The organism is Pseudogracilibacillus sp. SE30717A, from assembly GCF_037071985.1.
Lineage (GTDB): Bacteria > Bacillota > Bacilli > Bacillales > Amphibacillaceae > Pseudogracilibacillus.
Genome location: NZ_JAXHDF010000023.1, coordinates 1 through 1581 on the forward strand (window position 1 = coordinate 1; position 1581 = coordinate 1581).

At 54.2% G+C, this 1581-nt stretch carries 1 rRNA gene; it reads left to right on the plus strand.

The features are described 5' to 3' along the window. Nucleotides 1–1559 (plus strand): 16S ribosomal RNA (locus tag SPD48_RS19870); the annotation flags it as partial. Between the last annotated feature and the right edge of the window lie 22 nt (nt 1560–1581).

Here is a 1581-nt window from a genome sequence, read left to right on the forward strand (position 1 = left end):
AGAGTTTGATCTTGGCTCAGGACGAACGCTGGCGGCGTGCCTAATACATGCAAGTCGAGCGCGGGAAGCATAATGATCCCTTCGGGGTGAATTTTGTGGAACGAGCGGCGGATGGGTGAGTATCACGTGGGCAACCTGCCTGTAAGCCTGGGATAACTCGCGGAAACGCGAGCTAATACCGGATGACGTTTCCGTTCGCATGAACGGAAAATGAAAGGCGGCTTTTAGCTGTCACTTACAGATGGGCCCGCGGCGCATTAGCTAGTTGGTGGGGTAATGGCCTACCAAAGCGACGATGCGTAGCCGACCTGAGAGGGTGATCGGCCACACTGGGACTGAGACACGGCCCAGACTCCTACGGGAGGCAGCAGTAGGGAATCTTCCGCAATGGACGAAAGTCTGACGGAGCAACGCCGCGTGAGTGATGAAGGTTTTCGGATCGTAAAACTCTGTTGTTAGGGAAGAATAAGTATCGGCCGAATAAGCCGGTACCTTGACGGTACCTGACCAGAAAGCCCCGGCTAACTACGTGCCAGCAGCCGCGGTAATACGTAGGGGGCGAGCGTTGTCCGGAATTATTGGGCGTAAAGGGCGCGCAGGCGGTTTTTTAAGTCTGATGTGAAATCTCGTAGCTTAACTACGAGCGGTCATTGGAAACTGGAAGACTTGAGGACAGAAGAGGAGAGTGGAATTCCACGTGTAGCGGTGAAATGCGTAGATATGTGGAGGAACACCAGTGGCGAAGGCGACTCTCTGGTCTGTAACTGACGCTGAGGCGCGAAAGCGTGGGGAGCGAACAGGATTAGATACCCTGGTAGTCCACGCCGTAAACGATGAGTGCTAGGTGTTAGGGGGTTTCCGCCCCTTAGTGCTGCAGTTAACGCATTAAGCACTCCGCCTGGGGAGTACGGCCGCAAGGCTGAAACTCAAAAGAATTGACGGGGGCCCGCACAAGCGGTGGAGCATGTGGTTTAATTCGAAGCAACGCGAAGAACCTTACCAGGTCTTGACATCCCTTTGACCGTCTTAGAGATAAGGCTTTCCCTTCGGGGACAAAGGTGACAGGTGGTGCATGGTTGTCGTCAGCTCGTGTCGTGAGATGTTGGGTTAAGTCCCGTAACGAGCGCAACCCTTAATATTAGTTGCCAGCATTAAGTTGGGCACTCTAATGTGACTGCCGGTGACAAACCGGAGGAAGGTGGGGATGACGTCAAATCATCATGCCCCTTATGACCTGGGCTACACACGTGCTACAATGGATGGAACAACGGGCAGCGAAGCGGCGACGTGGAGCGAATCCCATAAAACCATTCTCAGTTCGGATTGTAGGCTGCAACTCGCCTACATGAAGCAGGAATCGCTAGTAATCGCGGATCAGAATGCCGCGGTGAATACGTTCCCGGGCCTTGTACACACCGCCCGTCACACCACGAGAGTCGGTAACACCCGAAGTCGGTGAGGTAACCTTTTGGAGCCAGCCGCCGAAGGTGGGACCAATGATTGGGGTGAAGTCGTAACAAGGTAGCCGTATCGGAAGGTGCGGCTGGATCACCTCCTTTCTAAGGATACGTCACTCTGTAC